The sequence below is a fragment of the Streptococcus sp. CF8-6 genome (genome assembly GCF_024295845.1).
Classification (GTDB): Bacteria; Bacillota; Bacilli; order Lactobacillales; family Streptococcaceae; genus Streptococcus; species Streptococcus oralis_BO.
Map to the genome: position 1 here is coordinate 26,009 of NZ_JANCOF010000007.1, position 15,768 is coordinate 41,776.

The following is a 15,768-nucleotide window of genomic DNA, read 5'->3' on the forward strand; positions in this document are numbered from 1 at the left end:
AGGCTTACTTAAAAACTTCTAACAATTTATTAAATACAGTCGCAGGAGCTTTCAATACAGTTTCTGGACTTAACAAGAACCATAAAATTAAAGCACCGGTCAAAATGGATACAAAAATACCCCAAGTCTTTCCTTCCCTCCAAGCTCGAATCGCTTTACTAAATACAAACAATCCAATCAAAGGAACACCTAACTTATCAACTAAATACTGAAAAAAACTCATTTATCTCATTCTCCTTAATTTTCTTTTTTATCCTTCTTCGCATAATCAAATGGAATCTGATGCTCCATTTTATCTACAAAATAACTATCTTTATCTTTCCTCAACTCGAAAGAAAAATTCTCACTATGACTTGTACCCAAAATATCAAAGGTAACTTGTACATAAGCTAGTGTCTTATCACTACCTTTTACAAAATAGGTATAATCAATGCTTTTAACAGTTGCTCCACCAATTGTTTTGATATTTTTTGAGATCAAGTCAAGATTCGACTGACTGCTTGTATAATTCTTGAAAAACAATTCAATAAAAGCAACCAAATCTTTTCTGTCATTTTCACTCAGACCATCATTTGCCGTCAAAATCAGTTGTTTTTCTTTGTCAATCTCCTGACTCTTAAAATCCGTAACAGGAGCAAACCAAGGCAAACCATCAACATAATAGCGACCGTCTTTTTCAACGTATGGGATTGAAAACTCGATTGATACACGTTGAAGCTTGTTATCAACCTTTGTATCATAAGTCACTGCATAAACTGCAACTCCATCTTTCGCCATCAGCAAACGACCACTTACAATAGTCATATCTTGTTTTGATTGCCCTTGATTTTTAACACTAGGCGGTGTCCCATAGAATTCATTCAAACGCTTTGCGTTTTCTTCACTATCCTTCTCACCTGCCTTGTAAGTGAAATAATAGCTTACATAACTATCCAAAAATTGCTCCAACCGTCTATCAATTTCACTATTATCTACTTTAGCAATCTGATTCTTTTCAAATTCCTTCACTTTAGATATATTCTTAATTGATAAAACTCCAGTAGCACCCACAAAAACTACAAAACCAATCAATAAAGAGCCAAAAACTAAATTCGCACCCTTTTGATTGATTTTCTTAGGAGTGTATACTTTCTTATCAGAAAGTTTCTTTAACCTCTCTTGATTTTTTTCTCTTTTTTTAAATCCTCTTATCATTTCAAATAGATTACCTCAATTTTCTTCCTTCCTTTTTTAAAATTTAAAGAACAACCTTTCTATAAAATCCAGCAGGAGTATTTAAAACTTCTCCCTGATCTATGAATCCCTGAAATACCGTCACCCAGCTTCCACATCTAAAAAAGTAATTGATAACTGATTCATAATCTAACTCTTTTGTCAACTCAACCATTGTCTTAACTTCATCTTTAGAACAGAATCTATAATATGTAGTCACAATTTTAGTTACAGGCACATAACGCTGTAATTGAAATTTCACAATAAACTCGTCGCCATCATACAATTCCAGTACAGCTTTTTTCAGTAAATAAACCTCGTCCAAAGACATCACTTTATCTACTTCCCAATCAGATATACCACAGACAAAAAAGTTACCTTTATCAATTCCTCTTTCATTCATTCTTTCAAGAATCTGTTCTTGACTGTATTTCATAATATCCAGTTCGCAGAGAAATTCAAAATTTCCTTCTCTCAAAACTCTTATATTCGCTATCATCTTGATACAAAGTAACCTTTACTCCCTCCTTTAACCACTTTCCACTTGTTTATTCAACTGTTCCAAATCAGCAACAGTAAACAAACCATATCCAATGAATCCTGAACCCTCATAATCAACTATTTCAATAGTTTCATCATAAGAGCCAGTCAAACCAATCACAGACAACTTTCCAAAATATAAAGGCAAGCTAAACCAAGCCTGCCTTCCATTCTTTGGATTCTTAATCAACACTCTTGAAGCCATATAACACCATTTTTTCTCCTTCCAAACAAATAAAGGAAGCCAACCTAGACTTCCTTCACCGTTTAATTAAATTGAAGCACTACGCTCCAAATTGCTTCCAATCGCAAAAGCACGATTTGCAACTTTATTGTATGCCTTTTTCATATCATAATAACTCGCCAAATCGTTTTTAATACACTGAATTACTTGATAAGACAAAGTCAATTCTTCTTCATTCTTAAGAAGCCCATGCAACTCCCCTGCAAGTGACCAAGATTGCGAAAAATCTTTTTCCTTCAATTTTTTAGCAAGTTCATTCGCCAATTCAACAACTTGCTTATCTTTTCCTGATAGTTCCATTTCATTTACCTCTTCATTCATTTTTCTATTTTTTACAACTTGTCCTTAACTAAAAGAAGGAGAACGTTTCTTAACTTTCATTTGTCACCCTCTAACTCAACTTTTCTAATAAAATAGCCAATCTCTTTTACTATATCAGTCACTAAAGCATTTCCCATAAAAAACATTCTCATTCTATCTTTAACTTTCTCAATCATACCATCAGAATTTCTCTTATATTCCGTCCAATTATCGGGAAAATCTTGCAACCTTTCTGCTTCAATAGGAGTTAAAAATCTATATCGATCTCCAACTTTAATCAAATGAGAAGAACGATTCACAGTTCCTTCTGAAGTAAGCATTGTCCTTGCTGGTAAATCTAAACTATCATACGGCGACATACCACCTTCTGAATAAATATATGAAAAACCATCTTTCGAAACTCGGTTAATTTTTTTCGCACTTCTCAAATAGTCAATTTTCTCCAACTTTCCAGGATCAGTTATATAATACTTTTCATCTACCACCCCCTTTTCAATCACATCACCTAAACTCAACTTTCTAAAATTATAATCTGGAATAGTATCAAATGAATAACATTTTCCATACCTCATAAAACCACTATTCCAAAAGATTCCAGTAAATAAATTTGAGATTTCAAAAATATCTTCTACCAATTCATAACTCACTTTCCTATTTTTTAACAATTCACTCTTAACAGGAAATTGAGTTGCAAATAAACCTTTTCTAAAGACATAATCCTCAAAGAAACTTTCTTCACCATCAAAACCTAGACCTCTTGAATAATCTGTATCATTCCTAAAGATAAAGAAAAAGATTCTTTTTCTTCTTTGCGCCCTTCCATAGTCAGCAGCATTGATAACTCTCCATTCCACAGAATATCCTAAATCATCAAATGCTTTTAACATAATTGCAAAATCTCTACCTCTTTGTTTTGAAGGTGACTTTAACAATCGATCTACATTCTCCAAAATAAGACACTTTGGACTGATAATTTTTGTCGCCCTAATTATTTCCCAAAATAAAACTCCTTTCTCTCCTTCAATCCCTTTTTCATCTTTCTTACTTCTTGCAACAGAATAATCTTGACAAGGAAAACCACCAACAATCAAATCAGCATTCATTTCCGAAAACATATCATCAGTAATATCCGATATACTAATATTTATATTTTCACTTTCAGAAAAATGATAATCATAAACTTCAAAAGCTTCTTGTGATTTTTTACCAGGATCCCATTGATTCGCCCACAAAGTTTTAAAGAAATCTTTATCAGCATTTTCCAAACCAAGCCTAAAACCCCCAACACCAGCAAACAATTCTAAAACTTTCAACATCTTTATCGCTTTTTACACCCATCTTTCTAAATGATATTTCTTAACCAGCAACAAATACACACTTTGTCTTTCTTTCTGATCACGTTTCATCAACCCAAAAAGCAGCAACTTTCGCTTAATATCTACTTCATTTGCTAAAAATTCCTCATACTCTTTAGTAAGTCTTTTTACCTCTTGCCAGTCTTTGCGATTTTTAGTCTTTCTATAGGTTTGACATTGAATATCTATATAATCTTGATAATTTCTAGCTTTATCACTTGTCACAACTCCTTCATAGAAATACCGAGCAGGAATTAAAAAAACTAACTTTCTCAATTTTTCATCAGTAATTTTTTTCTTTTTCATAGTCACCCTCTATTTAATACAATAACTCATCACAGAAATTTTTTATAAATTCAATAAAAGGCTGCAAACCAAAAATACTAAAACCGACAACAAAGACTACAAAGGCTAAAATCAATAAATCAACAACAAAATCCAACACCCTATCTCTTTTATCTTCTAAAACTTTCTGCGCCACCATACTACCAGCAGACTTTTTCTCCTTATTTTTCATATACTTATCCTCTCAATCTGCTTTTTTCTTAATATCAAGAATCGCATTCACTTCATCAGGCATTCTTGACCAGTCAATCACATAATCTCGAAAATAAGGCAAAAACATTCGCTCAGATTCTATAGGAATCACAGTCAAATTTTCATTTCCTTCAAATGATGGTAAATAATGACTAATTGATTTTAACCCACGATCAGTTGAACATACCAAGTTACTGTTATTTACTACTACAGAATCAGTACCTATTTTTTTGTAAATCTTTCTCAAAAACAACCCTCCCTTGCTCTAATTTCTTCCGATTTTTTTCACTAACTTCTCCACTTGAAAAAATACCATCTAATTTATAGTCTCCAGTTATCTTCTCCCATTCTCTTATTGCAATTACTGATGGCGCAACATCAACACTTAACCACTTATACTGTTTATCAAAAAATCCTACTTCTACAGGTGCAGTTGAAAAACCAATTCTATCAACTTCACCTAAAAGCGAATACCACTCACGATTCAAAAATTTGTCGCCATTCATTCTTTCAAAGACTTTTATCTTACTGTTAATCACCCAAACAGCAAGTCTAGCCATATCAATTTTTTCATTCAAGGATTTTCTAACAAAGTCCAAAGCGACATCATCACACATTCTTACTTCATAACGATTTTTGAATTTCAATGACGAATGAATCAAATCTATATCAAGTCCCAGCTTCTTTGCCTGCTCAATATCCTTTTGATAAAAACAGAAATGATAAGCAGACTGACGAGAACCAAAATAAATTGTTTTTGCTTTCCCATATTGACCATTATCTTCAATCTGTTTCATTGTCAATCGACTTTCAACCAAACCACTATCCCAAAGGTCAACTAACTTACCAAGTTCAAAATTTCCATTTTCGTTATACTTTTCATCTAGCGCTATATCAAGCCGAGGGATATTCATAAATTTCCCTTCACCTTGTGAAATAGTACGCTCATACTCAAAGCAACGAATAAAGAAATCTCTCCAGCTTGACTTCTGCTCATTTTCAAAATACCACTCATACTGTCTGCATGCCTGACCTTTTAACTCAATCATACAGCCCATATCTTCCCTTTTCTTTGAAATGAAAAGGTTAATATTTTGAAAAGTATATTTTGTATCATATCCTGAACCACCCTTTTCTTCTTCAAGAAATGGCTTGTTTTGGAGACATAACACCTTCGCTATCACATCTATATAATCTTGCGTTTTAAACGTAACCTTCACATAGTCAACTTTTCCTTCTAACGAAAATCCACTATCTCGCACACCCTCCTTAAAAGCTATCAACGCATTCACTTTCGAGTCATAAGACTCAGGAATCTCACCAGCTTCTTTCCATCTATACAATGTTGCTCTATCTATTTCTAAATAGTTAGACATTTCCTGATCTGAAAAAGCGTACATCTTTTGTACCTTGTTTAGATTCTCAAATTCCATATTTCTCCTTACTTTTCAATAGTGTTGCATTTTTTAAGCCCAAAAAGTCAGTATTATCAAGGCTTTATGCTTCTACGCACATCTTCTACCCCCCTATTAGTCATAGGGGGTTAATTCGCACAATCCAGCCTGCTAGTACACGCTAGTACACGCAGTCGCTCGTCGCACTCGCTTCCTCGCTCCTGCTACTAGCTACTAGCAAGCTGGATTGCACCAACTAGCACAGTAACCAAAAAAAGAGGGGTAAATCCCCTCACAACTAACTAAAAACCATATTCATCAAAAGGAAAATCTTCCAAAATCTCACTCCAATTTTGACTTGTATTCTGTTTCAATTCAAACAAATCCTTTATGATATTTCTTTGAATCTCATTCAAATACACTACATTATCTTCCTTTTCAAATTGTAAAATGCCATCTAACTTATCTACCAAATTCTTCATTGAACCAGCAGACACACCAATTTCTTTAGAAAACGCAAACGTTCTTACTAAATCATTTCCACTTTCTTTTTGTTTACTAGACATTAACTCCTGGATCAATTCAGGACTAGCCTTCTTAACTTCTCCTTTTTCCAATTCCTCTTGTGCTTCCATTTCAGCTTGAAGATTTTCTTTTTCTTCTTCTGATAATTGAACATCAGGATTTTCCAAAGGATTGAAAGGATTTTCTCGTCGTTCAATCTTATCATATTCATCATAGAAAGAGAACTTCTTTTCAAGTAATGGTGAATAAAACTCCCTTGCTACTTCTCCATATACGCAAGCATAGCCTCGACCATATACTCGCTTACCTGCTAGATATTTCACATACTTAAATTCCTTATTCCTATTGACTTCTCCGAAGGCTAAATCATATCCAACCTCGTCCAATCGCCCAACAGAAATTCGGAAATTGATATTCGCTTGTAATTTTGAGCCTAAATCTTCTCTTGAAGGCTTCTGCATAGCTGTAACTGCAAAGCAGCCAGCTTGCCTTCCAAGTAGTAAGAATTGACCCATAGCATTATCCAAACGCTGTCTAGTTTGAAAATCAAGCATAGCACACAAAGCATTGTATTCATCGCAAACCAAGAAATAAGGTTCAAGACCATACTCATAGAATTTACGTAAGTCCTTATCACCATTTTCTTCACGTTTTTGTCGCATATAAGCATAGCGAGCAAACATGATACCAACAGCCCTTTCAATCATTTCAACAATATCATTGACCTCATAAGAAATACGACCTTCAAAGGCTTTCTGTTCTGCCATAGTCACAAAGTCTCCTTGTTTTGGATCACAAATATCCGTCACTCCAACTTTAGCCATGGCACGAATCAATGTTCTCAGTAATACCGTTTTACCACCACCAGTACCACCACATACAAGTAAATGAGGATCATCAATAGGATTCCAATACAGATTTTTCATCAGTTGAATACCTTTATCAGAATACTCCACATCAGTTACCTTGATTCGATTTTGAAAAGCCGAATACGCCAGTTTAAATGTTTTAAACTTTACATCATCTTGAACTTCCATAAAATCCATAAAGAACGTTGTTTCAAGTTCACTACCAATCTTTTTAAACTTATCTTGAAACTTATTCCCAGCCATTTTAAAAGCAATTTCCAAATCATAACGATTTTGCTTCATGTAAACAACAGGAAAAACAATTTTATCTCTAGTTCCCGAATCCGTCTTAACCTTTTTAGTATAGGTATAGCCATTTTCCCTCAAAAAGAAAGCAAGAGTAGATTCCCTTCCCCTCTTTTGAAAATAGAATACTCGCTCTTGAGAAAGCCAGGTCAAATAAATACTTAAAGCGATTATCAAAATCAGTATAACTACCGAAACAACAATAGAAAAAAGATCTACATTCTTGACTTTCTCAAAATTTGAATAGACAAATAAAGCTAGTATTGGACTAAACAACAAAAAGAAAAAAGAAAAGATAAAATATCTTAATTTTTCCATAAAAGGAAAAATCCTAACTCCTCTATAAGTAGGAAATAAACTCATATCTTTTCTCCTTTAAAAATTATCCCTTATGTTCCTGTTTTTGTTCTTGCTTCTGTTCCTGTTTTGGTTGACCACCACCTACACGTTTAACATTTTCAGCACGCAAGGAGAAAGCATGACCTTTGACCTCAGAAACGTTGTTTCCACGTGTAATTGTATATGGATCTTCATAAATCCAAATTGTAGCATCACCGACAAGTTCAACTTCAGCCATCATAGGAATATCTTCCACAGAGATACCTTCTTCCAACTTAATCGGAATAATTTCTTGCATTTTATCCGAGAAAACTTCTGCATGCGTTGGGTAATCAACAGGTGAACCATCAACCATTTTAAAATTTTCAATAAAACCGATAAATTCCAGTTTACCAAGCAATTCTTTTGCATTTACAAGGATTTCTGCATTATTAAATTTACGAATACTAAAAGCCATTATTTTTTTCTCCTATTTTCTATAATTTATTTCTCAAAACGCAATTCAGTTGCCTCAAATTGAATCTCTTCTTTTGTACCAACCAAACGTGTTACCAAATTAAGTCCTGAAACAGACTTAACAAATGTAAGACCTCTTGTTTTTGGAACATCAGAATTAGCCAATCCATATACACGAATAGTTACCGTACTTTGCTTATCACCTGAAATTTCAAATTCTCGAAAAGGTACAAAATCATCATACGAACCATTTACCACTTCACGAAACTTTGGACTAACAACAACTTTAGTACCAATCACATTCAATCCCACAGGGAGTTTTTTAATTTTTGCCATTTTATTAATTTCCTTTTCTATTTACATTTTTTCTTTTTTTAAAACAAAAGGACGATAATTCCTGTTTATTTACCGTCCTATAGACAACATTCTTAATCTTTCTTACTCTTTGCACCAACTAAACCTAGCATTGATAAAATACCAGTACCAACATAACCAAGCATACTAGAAGCTGTACCAGTATTCGGTAATGATGGCTTGCTAGGCTCTTGTGGTTTCGGTGATTCAGGAGTTACAGGAACTTCCTTCACATAAGCCTTATGATATTCCACTTCCACCTGTTTTTCTTGAGGAACAGTTACATAAGGCTTGATTGATACATAAGGTTTTGGAGTATATTTTGGATCATTGTATTTCTCAATAGAAATAGGCTCTTGCTTAACTTCTTTTTGAGAAGCACGACCAAAGACACCACCTACAATAGAATAAGAAGTATCAGAAGTGTTTGAGTGAATAAAGGTAAAGTTAATCTTTTGACCTTTAGCAAATGACCAACCAATACCATTAGAATCAAGCACACCAGCTGTACTTTGAGATTGTGCTTCATCATTAGCAGTAAACGAGTTACCACTTTGTGTGATATTCTTACCAGTTGTTACTTTTGCACCATCTAGGCTAGATACGTCAATAACCTGATTGCTATCAACATCATTTACTGTTACTTCACTAACGTTATCAGAATCTGTCATAACTCCAACAGTTACCATTTTAACCCAGCCTTGACGATCATTTCGGTAAGCACCTGAGGCACCACCTCCACCTTGACCATCAACACCTCCTCCACCGTTAGCTTCACCAGCACCAGCAGAGATAAAGACACCATATCCAATACCGCCATCTTCACCTGCCCATAAAGCTACATAACTACGAATGAATCCTGATTCAGCAGATGGCGTAATATCGCTAAATGTTAAGGTCACATCACCATTAGAAGTATTCTTAACCTTAATTTTAATTGTTCCACTTTTATCATCAAGCAAGAATACATTATCAAAATTAGCGTCCAAGTTAGTGTTACGAGCATACCCTTGAATAACATTAGCTGTATAGTCAGGAGCAACAGCCTTAGAACCACCTGAAATAACTTCAAAAGTAGTATTCGCAGTTGCAGTCAAACCTGTTTGAATTGACTTAATCACTTTACCAGCATTAGCTTTATTCCATGCATCAACAGTCTTTTGATCCTGGGCATAGTTACCTGTGAATTTCAAGCCTTTAGCTTCCATAATCGCCTTATCTTTAGCTTTGATTTTTTCAGCTTCCAGCTTATCTTTTTTAAACTTCGCTTCATTAGCTGCATTTTCTTTCTTCACTTGCGCATTGTAACCATCAACAGTTTTCTTATCTTTTGGATAATCGCCTGTATGTTTCAAACCAGCTTTTTCCATAGCAGACTTATTGTCAGCATTGATTTTACTGTTTGTTTTTTCAGCTTCTTGAATTTCCTTGATATTTTGCTCTTTTTCAGCAATTTTCTTATCAATTTCCTTAACTTGCTTATCTTCATCAGCTTTAGCTTCAGCTTCAGTATCATAGCCAACTTTTTCTTTTTCAGTTACTTTAATACCTACGCTTTTTGCTTTTTCAACAGCAGAGTCCAAGTTTGGAGATTCAACAGGTTTAACCGTTTCTTCTTTTTTAACTTCTACTTTTGAATCAGCTTTAGCTTCTGTTTTAGGTGATTCAGCAGGTTTAGCAACTTCTGTAGTCGCAGGTGTAGTAGGTTTAACTTCATCAGCAGATACATTCCCATTAACAACCATAGCCATCATAGAAAGAGCCAAAATAACTCCACAAACACCAGCAACTTTAGTTTTACGGATAGAACCAAAAGCCCTATACTCATTCGACTTAAACATTAATTATTTTCTCCTTTTTTCTTTTTTATTTTAAATAATGTTTTTTTCTTTTTCGATCTCATTCATTAGATGGTGAACGTGATCGTCTATTAACACATAAAAGCATAACTTCTCCTTTTTTCTCAAAATAAAAAAGCCAGCAACACTGACTTTCATTCATCTCAAATATTTAAATACAATCAAAATTCGATAATCACTCCATCTTCTCTAAAACGATTATACGTCCTTTCTATCTTAGACATTATCTTACTGTAATAACTACGAGTCAACTGACCAACAGCATACAACTGATAATATAAATCATCACAACATTTCTTTGATGATACATAAACATCAGCACCATTTTTTACATGAGCATAGATTTTCAAATTCCAACAGAATCGACTATAAATTCGGTTATACTCTTTTATGATCCATTCTTCGGAATAAGTTCTTAAACCTTGACCCTCTTTATAACCATATTCTCCGATTTTAACACACCTCTTTCCTACTACTCAATCTTCTCTACTAGGTCAAGTAAGAATCGCTTCACTTCACTCTTATATACATATTTTGTCTTATCATCATCAGAAAAACGAATTGTTTCTTCATAACTCTTTCCTTTAGTCAACATTGTTACTAACCCATGAGAAAATTGATGGTGACAACCTAAATTATCTAAATCTCTTGTTGACAAGACGTCTTCACGCTTCACAGCGAATTTTTCATCTACATTGATAAAATCATCAACTTTGCAGTTATAAAGGTAAGCTAACTTATACAGCTTATCAAGACTAGGTTCACGTTCTCCACTTTCATAACGTTTATATGCTTTCTTTTGGATTCCTAAAAAGTTTGCCAAATCATCTTCTGACTTATTATTTCTTTCTCTAAATAGAATCAATGCTTTTGATACGTTTATCATTCTTACATATTACCTCCGAAATCTAACACAGAATCCGTAACAATCATAACAAAATACAACATCAAAGAAGCATAAACAGAACCTACAATCATATAGAAAATCATAGGCGGAACAGCGTTCCAAATCATCACTCTTACAAGTATAGAAACTTCCTTAAATATCTCATTAATCATCTTTTCTCCTCTTCAACTCTTTCTACTCATATTGTTAGTTTACATAAAGGAATACTTCTTATATTCCCTTGTGAAAACTAACAATACTTTCAATCTTTATCAGGACAAGACCTGTTTTATAAAAATCTAGTTATTGTTAATTTTTGCAAAAATAAAAAGGCTTATTTTCAAAGCCTTTTTACGTTCCATTCCAAGTTACACATAATCTCACTCTTGCTTCACATTCTTCAACCACACCGTTCTCAGCCATCAATTCCACTTTCTTATTTTTAATAGAATATAGCAATATAAAAATGTATGCTCCTATCTTCGCATACTTTCGGAATATCTCACGACATCCTACTCCCTTCGCCAAGGTCACAAATTTAAGGATAACTCAATATCCCCTCTTTCTTACCCAAAGGCATTAGCAAGTTTTTACTCTCACACACCGACCATACAACACATAGACCTCACTATCTCACTCTAGCTACCTTCTAAGAAGTATCATTGACTGTACCACAGCCATCAGTTCCCTTTTCTTATCTACTAAGGCGAAAGGACGAAAAACCCAACATGAACCTTACAAACTCTAAACTCCTTGCCAACTCCATTTACTTATGGTATAATAATACCAACAAACACAAAAATAACATAAACAGCTTAGTAAGATGGAAACACACTTTGCTGGATTTTTGTTTTCAAAAAAATTAGAAAAGAGAACATTATGGTTGAAATTATTACTAAAACAATATCCATCATTTACAACATTATGAAGTTGTTAGTCCGCCTTTACATTAAATCTTTTGAATACTACCCCAAAATGACAGCTTTTTGCACAATCTATACGATTGTACGTTATCTATTCTTCCCTTAGTCCTACTAAGAAAAGTTAGCAAAGAGTTTAGAATCTATAAAGTTTTGTAGATACATTTCATGGAATCTAGTTGGTAGATGTGGCTGAGTTTAAGAAAGTTAAAATAAAGATCACACCTAAGCACGTAAAAGACCATTATCAATTTACTGAGGAAGAGTTTGAAAAGTTTATCAAACTTTCTAAGCAAATTGATGAAACAACTAAACTCCATGAAATATATCTACAATCAAGCAACTCTTGACATTTTACCAAAATTCACATATAATTAAATTGCTACATTTAATATTCGTGTTTGGTCAGTGTCTATCATTGCCTGACACGTTTTTTTATTTAATTTTCAAAGACCAATAACTACTATCGTTAGTTAGAGAGATAGCTTATATCTGTTATCACTTTCAAAAGGAATCACTCAATCATCTACTTGAAACAAAACTCATATTTGCAAACTATTGATTATTCTTCTTAAAAGTTTTAGATACACATAAGTCTCACTCTAGCTAGCTTTAATAGCTCTAGCAGTACAACCAAGTACGAGTTGATTGTACTAAAGAACCATTAAATTAAATAAAGGAATCTATATTATGGCAAGGAGTAAACAGCACCCTTTCGTCCTTCAAGGGAACCACCTCAAAGATGATTTCAATTCTCATAACAGAAATTGTTATCAAGAAAATGGAAAGAAAGTCTCAAAGAGGAAAGTTGATAAAGTTAAAAATATGGACAATGCTTTCAAGACCCGCTCGAAAGGAAAATGGACTATGCTAATTCCTATCCGCAAAGGAAACGAAATCATCTTTCCTAGTCGAAAAGAATAGTCTCAAAGTCAATGTAATCTTCAGGCGGAACTTCGTTTATCTCCTCGTCCATTTTTAACAAGACCTTACCAAGAGCTTGTCGATACATCAAGGAAACACGTTCAATATCTTTTAGACGAATATCAGCAAGTTCTTGCATATCATATTTATCTCTAAGACTTTCCACCATTTCAAGATTATCTTCACAAATTCTTGAAATATCTGAAATAAACGAGAACATTTGTAATTTTGTTTTCTCTTTATTTGAGAAAGTTGACTGTTCCATTTTCTTCTCCTCATTTATTTTATGAAAGGTATTGACTTAACAGCTTTTAATCTGTATTATTATAATACAACTTTTTATCTGTTTTGTCAACAGGTTTTTTAAAACTTTTTTATGTTTTCTAAAAATTTAAAAGATTTAAGATTGAAAGCCAATCTTACTCAAGTACAAATTGCTCAAGAATTGGATATTACTCAACAATCCTATCAAAAATGGGAAAGCGGTAAAAGCAAACCAACCCTTAACACCCTTGAAATGTTTTCTGATTTCTTTGGTGTTTCTATCGAAGAACTTTTATCTGATGGAACGGTTCGTATCGAATCAATCCTCAACGCTGATAAAATTTCTTACAAGAACCAACTACTATCAGATGAAACCGTTGATTTAATTAAGAAAACTATAAAAGACAGTTTGTAATCGAAATTGAAATTTTTATATCACTTTCGATATATCTATTATATATCGTTTCTGATATATTGTCAACACTTTTTTGAAAAAATTTATTTTTTTATTTAGAAAGGATTTCTTATGTTTTCTGAACGACTAAAAGAACTAAGAAAAAATACGGGCTACACTCAAAAAGAAATCGCCGAACACATAGGAACTAGTCAACCTTCTTATCAAAATTGGGAAAAAGGTTCACGCAAACCTTCCAGAGAAACCATACAAAAACTAGCTGATTTTTTCAAGGTTTCTACTGATTATCTACTAGGCCAAACCGATATTCCAAATTCAACTCTTGAAGCGGACATCGATAAAGCTATTGATAATTCAGTCGCCTATGATGGTACACCCATCACAGATAACGATAGAGAAATCATCAAGAACTTTCTAAAAGACTACTTTTCTAATAAGAAATAACTATGAATCTAAACAAAGTTATAAAAGAGATTGAACAATTAAACTGTCAAGTTATCACTCTTAACAACTTATCAAGCAAAGGTAGATATATCCTTGTAAACAACAAACACTTCATCTTCTTACGTTCTGACACAACAGACATTGAGAAAATAAATATACTTTTACATGAAAAACATCATCTCATCAATGACGACTGCAACAACTCACTTTCACAAATAAACACCTATAAAAATCATATAGAGAATGATAGTGAAAAGGCAAGAATCCTAGACTTTATGAGCTTAGTCAACAATGAATATCCTATAGATGATAGTTTCAACTTTCAAAACTACCTTATAAATGCTGACATTCCTGCAAAATACGAAAACTACGTCAAAGAAATAGCCACCGATTTCTACAATGAAAACAAAAAAAATAACATTATCTAAGATAGTGTTATTTTTTCTATTTCCGAACAAATTTTGAATACGTGTTTGAACATTTTGACCTAAAATACGAATTAAATATCCAGGAATATTTGAATTTCCTTCGCTTTTTACTCTAAAATCACAGTTCCCCAAAGTTCATCATTACAAGACACAAACAACTCATTAACTGTACTAGCGAGAGAGAAAAATCCGCCTTTTCCCTTTTTACACAACATAAATTTAACAAAATAGACTTCTAAATCCGCCTCATATTCTTTGTTAATCGTCATAACCTCATCAAAATCCATCTTATCTAACTGATCCGGATGCTCTTTCAAAAAGTCCTTCACAAAATAATTAAACTTTGAAACCATATTTTTTGGAAGTCTATCGTGATAATTTATCTCTTTAATTTCCATATTCTATCTCCTTAAGCATCAATAACTATTCCTTAAAATCAAACTTGCAATTTCTTCTCTAGCGCTTGCGCTAGCACTTCTGAATAGTTAATTTTTTCTCGATCAGCAAGACGAACTAGCCATTCAGGAACAGTCACATTCTTCCTAATCGCCTTATTACTTCTCACAAAAGGTGCAGGATCTACTTGAATCATTGATACAAAACCATTTGAAACTTCAATCTTTAAAATATCACTTGGTGTAGGCAGCTCCATACCTTCATCGATGTAAGAAGCTAAAACATTCTCAAGCATTTCACGAGCATTTTTCATCGCTTCCTCAATATTTTTTCCTTCTGTACCACCACCAAATTCTGGGAATTCTACCCAATATCCTGTTTCTTCTTTATGAAAAATAGCTGGATACGTTTTTAACATTCTACTACCTCCAACATTCTACTACCTCTGATGTAAAAAGACTTAGGAAAGTAAAAATTACAATCCTAAATCTTTGAGAATCTTTCTTTCTAATCCTCTTCCTAAATCTTCATTTCCATGAACTGGAATTGTGACAAGATAAGAAAAACCCTCTTTCTTAAAATGATGATGACTTCCCCTTTGACGAACTTCAACCCATCCATTCTCAAGAGCTAGTTTCACCATTTCTTTACCTGTAAGTGGCATATATCGTTGTTACCTCCTTACATTTACTATTATACACATTATGCGTATATTTGTCAAGCCAAAATAGACCACTTTTGTTCAATAACTACAAAATAAAATAGACCAGTTTCCTGATCCACTTTATTCTATATTCATTG

The 15,768-nt window shown here is 33.3% G+C and carries 23 protein-coding genes; 3 read left to right on the top strand and 20 right to left on the bottom strand.

The features are described from left to right. Positions 1–4: 4 nt before the first annotated feature. From NML69_RS09040 to NML69_RS09120, 17 genes are all read right to left on the bottom strand, one after another. Positions 5–223, bottom strand: coding sequence for a TcpD family membrane protein (locus NML69_RS09040; RefSeq protein WP_125398233.1), 219 nt, complete (start codon positions 221–223; stop codon positions 5–7). Positions 224–237: 14 nt separating this feature from the next. Further along, a complete protein-coding gene (locus NML69_RS09045; protein WP_254726473.1) occupies positions 238–1,194 on the bottom strand; it encodes a conjugal transfer protein in 957 nt (318 codons plus the stop codon). Between the two features lie 43 nt (positions 1,195–1,237). Further along, entirely contained in the window at positions 1,238–1,711 is a 474-nt protein-coding gene (locus NML69_RS09050) for a hypothetical protein (RefSeq protein ID WP_254726474.1), read from the bottom strand. Positions 1,712–1,741: 30 nt separating this feature from the next. Continuing rightward, positions 1,742–1,957, bottom strand: a complete 216-nt coding sequence (locus tag NML69_RS09055; protein ID WP_254726478.1) for a hypothetical protein — start codon at positions 1,955–1,957, stop codon at positions 1,742–1,744. Positions 1,958–2,023: 66 nt separating this feature from the next. Next, positions 2,024–2,296: a hypothetical protein gene (locus NML69_RS09060; RefSeq protein ID WP_254726481.1), complete on the bottom strand. Its 273-nt coding sequence runs from the start codon at positions 2,294–2,296 to the stop codon at positions 2,024–2,026. A gap of 77 nt (positions 2,297–2,373) precedes the next feature. Continuing rightward, positions 2,374–3,630 carry a DNA (cytosine-5-)-methyltransferase gene (gene dcm / locus NML69_RS09065; RefSeq protein ID WP_254726551.1) on the bottom strand — a complete coding sequence of 419 codons (1,257 nt, stop codon included), beginning with the start codon at positions 3,628–3,630 and terminating at the stop codon, positions 2,374–2,376. Positions 3,631–3,645: 15 nt separating this feature from the next. Continuing rightward, complete coding sequence (locus tag NML69_RS09070) at positions 3,646–3,978, bottom strand: hypothetical protein (RefSeq protein WP_125453067.1); 333 nt, start codon at positions 3,976–3,978, stop codon at positions 3,646–3,648. 13 nt (positions 3,979–3,991) lie between these two features. Further along, positions 3,992–4,189: a hypothetical protein gene (locus tag NML69_RS09075; protein ID WP_254726485.1), complete on the bottom strand. Its 198-nt coding sequence runs from the start codon at positions 4,187–4,189 to the stop codon at positions 3,992–3,994. A 12-nt stretch (positions 4,190–4,201) separates the two neighbouring features. After that, on the bottom strand, positions 4,202–4,456 hold the full coding sequence (locus NML69_RS09080) for a hypothetical protein (RefSeq protein ID WP_254726488.1): 255 nt from the start codon (positions 4,454–4,456) through the stop codon (positions 4,202–4,204). Beyond that, the gene (locus NML69_RS09085; protein ID WP_254726491.1) at positions 4,425–5,642 is read right to left on the bottom strand and encodes a replication initiation factor domain-containing protein; all 1,218 of its coding nucleotides are present in this window, start codon (positions 5,640–5,642) and stop codon (positions 4,425–4,427) included. Before NML69_RS09085 ends, NML69_RS09080 begins: the two co-directional genes overlap by 32 nt. A gap of 263 nt (positions 5,643–5,905) precedes the next feature. Further along, positions 5,906–7,645: an FtsK/SpoIIIE domain-containing protein gene (locus tag NML69_RS09090; protein WP_254726496.1), complete on the bottom strand. Its 1,740-nt coding sequence runs from the start codon at positions 7,643–7,645 to the stop codon at positions 5,906–5,908. A gap of 19 nt (positions 7,646–7,664) precedes the next feature. Continuing rightward, positions 7,665–8,078, bottom strand: a complete 414-nt coding sequence (locus NML69_RS09095; protein ID WP_254726498.1) for a hypothetical protein — start codon at positions 8,076–8,078, stop codon at positions 7,665–7,667. 26 nt (positions 8,079–8,104) lie between these two features. Beyond that, entirely contained in the window at positions 8,105–8,413 is a 309-nt protein-coding gene (locus NML69_RS09100) for a hypothetical protein (protein ID WP_254726501.1), read from the bottom strand. 92 nt (positions 8,414–8,505) lie between these two features. Further along, the gene (locus NML69_RS09105; RefSeq protein WP_254726504.1) at positions 8,506–10,272 is read right to left on the bottom strand and encodes a putative cross-wall-targeting lipoprotein signal domain-containing proteiin; all 1,767 of its coding nucleotides are present in this window, start codon (positions 10,270–10,272) and stop codon (positions 8,506–8,508) included. Between the two features lie 490 nt (positions 10,273–10,762). Then, the gene (locus NML69_RS09110) at positions 10,763–11,176 is read right to left on the bottom strand and encodes a helix-turn-helix transcriptional regulator (protein WP_254726506.1); all 414 of its coding nucleotides are present in this window, start codon (positions 11,174–11,176) and stop codon (positions 10,763–10,765) included. A 2-nt stretch (positions 11,177–11,178) separates the two neighbouring features. Next, on the bottom strand, positions 11,179–11,349 hold the full coding sequence (locus NML69_RS09115; RefSeq protein ID WP_254726508.1) for a hypothetical protein: 171 nt from the start codon (positions 11,347–11,349) through the stop codon (positions 11,179–11,181). Positions 11,350–13,003: 1,654 nt separating this feature from the next. Next, positions 13,004–13,285, bottom strand: coding sequence for a hypothetical protein (locus tag NML69_RS09120; RefSeq protein ID WP_125828202.1), 282 nt, complete (start codon positions 13,283–13,285; stop codon positions 13,004–13,006). A 111-nt stretch (positions 13,286–13,396) separates the two neighbouring features. Here NML69_RS09120 and NML69_RS09125 point away from each other — a divergent pair, with 111 nt between their 5' ends. From NML69_RS09125 to NML69_RS09135, 3 genes are all read left to right on the top strand, one after another. After that, positions 13,397–13,699: a helix-turn-helix domain-containing protein gene (locus NML69_RS09125; RefSeq protein WP_254726510.1), complete on the top strand. Its 303-nt coding sequence runs from the start codon at positions 13,397–13,399 to the stop codon at positions 13,697–13,699. A gap of 111 nt (positions 13,700–13,810) precedes the next feature. Next, on the top strand, positions 13,811–14,143 hold the full coding sequence (locus NML69_RS09130; protein WP_254726512.1) for a helix-turn-helix domain-containing protein: 333 nt from the start codon (positions 13,811–13,813) through the stop codon (positions 14,141–14,143). Positions 14,144–14,145: 2 nt separating this feature from the next. Next, positions 14,146–14,571: an ImmA/IrrE family metallo-endopeptidase gene (locus NML69_RS09135; RefSeq protein ID WP_254726513.1), complete on the top strand. Its 426-nt coding sequence runs from the start codon at positions 14,146–14,148 to the stop codon at positions 14,569–14,571. Positions 14,572–14,678: 107 nt separating this feature from the next. Here the strand turns inward: NML69_RS09135 and NML69_RS09140 are convergent, their stop codons facing one another. The 3 genes from NML69_RS09140 to NML69_RS09150 are packed head-to-tail and all read right to left on the bottom strand — an operon-like array spanning position 14,679 to position 15,631. Beyond that, positions 14,679–14,969, bottom strand: coding sequence for a hypothetical protein (locus NML69_RS09140; RefSeq protein WP_254726515.1), 291 nt, complete (start codon positions 14,967–14,969; stop codon positions 14,679–14,681). Between the two features lie 38 nt (positions 14,970–15,007). Next, positions 15,008–15,385, bottom strand: a complete 378-nt coding sequence (locus NML69_RS09145; protein WP_254726517.1) for a type II toxin-antitoxin system HicB family antitoxin — start codon at positions 15,383–15,385, stop codon at positions 15,008–15,010. 57 nt (positions 15,386–15,442) lie between these two features. Continuing rightward, on the bottom strand, positions 15,443–15,631 hold the full coding sequence (locus tag NML69_RS09150) for a type II toxin-antitoxin system HicA family toxin (protein WP_001131504.1): 189 nt from the start codon (positions 15,629–15,631) through the stop codon (positions 15,443–15,445). Positions 15,632–15,768: the final 137 nt, after the last annotated feature.